The 866-nt window shown below is 40.8% G+C and carries 2 protein-coding genes; both read left to right on the top strand.

Annotated elements, in window-relative coordinates:
* On the top strand, window positions 1-450 hold a 450-nt coding region (locus OI69_RS19580), incomplete at its 5' end, for an HNH endonuclease (protein WP_200886938.1).
* Between the two features lies 1 nt (window position 451).
* On the top strand, window positions 452-772 hold the full coding sequence (locus OI69_RS18495; RefSeq protein WP_039354053.1) for a DUF7716 domain-containing protein: 321 nt from the start codon (window positions 452-454) through the stop codon (window positions 770-772).
* Window positions 773-866: the final 94 nt, after the last annotated feature.

Genomic DNA, 866 nt, shown 5'->3' with positions numbered 1-866 from the left:
GCTTATGTCCACAACCCATTGGAGTGGGTTGATCCGTTGGGGCTTACGGAGTCTGTCTGTAAAGATGCCTCTGGGCGACCGCTTAAGAGTTCACAATATTCAGTAGCTTACGAAACCAAGATCGATGATCAGTTTTATCCTGGTCGCTCTGATAAAGTTCATTTCCAAGATGCAAATAAAAAGCTACATGAGGCAATGCAGGCTGACCCGAGCTTTGCAAAAAGTATGGAAGATATGTATCCAGGAATCACCGATGGGGTTAAGCCAGGACCTCGTGGCGCGTATCCAAGACGCTCGCCTATAAGTGATTTGACGTGGCATCACCATCCTGAGAAACCTGGAGTTATGCAATTAGTACCTTTATCTCAGCATCAGGCTCCCGGTGTGGTTCAAGAAACCTTACATCCAGGTGGAAAAGGAGGAATGTATAATTGGGGCGGAGGACGATGAAATGGTTCAGAAAAATCTAAGAGAAGTATTAAGGGATGCTGGAAATATTGATTGGCGTTTAGCTTTATATCTACCTAAGAATGTTTCGTCTTGGAGTTTAGATTCATTAGTTATGGTAGAAGATCCCGACGATGTAGATTCAGATGATCCAGATGAAGATCCTGATGTGGTTAAAGATGCTGGGTACAGGTATGTCATGGGAATCCAATCAATACAAGGCATAGTTAATAATGCAAATCTTCAGAAGAATAATGTGTTAGATGAGGACTTGTTCAAAGCATTTATATATTATTTTGAAAATGATGCTTTTATTAAATTATAAGCGCTAATAATATTGGAAAAAAACCGGAATCGATCTAATGATCCTTCCGGTTTTTTATTTTTAGCGGCTTGTGTTATTACGCCAGCATATTCCC

The sequence above is a fragment of the Pectobacterium fontis genome (assembly GCF_000803215.1).
In the GTDB taxonomy this organism is placed as follows: Bacteria; Pseudomonadota; Gammaproteobacteria; order Enterobacterales; family Enterobacteriaceae; genus Pectobacterium; species Pectobacterium fontis.
The sequence above is the reverse complement of the archived record's forward strand: the minus strand, read 5'-3'. Positions and strand labels throughout refer to the sequence as shown.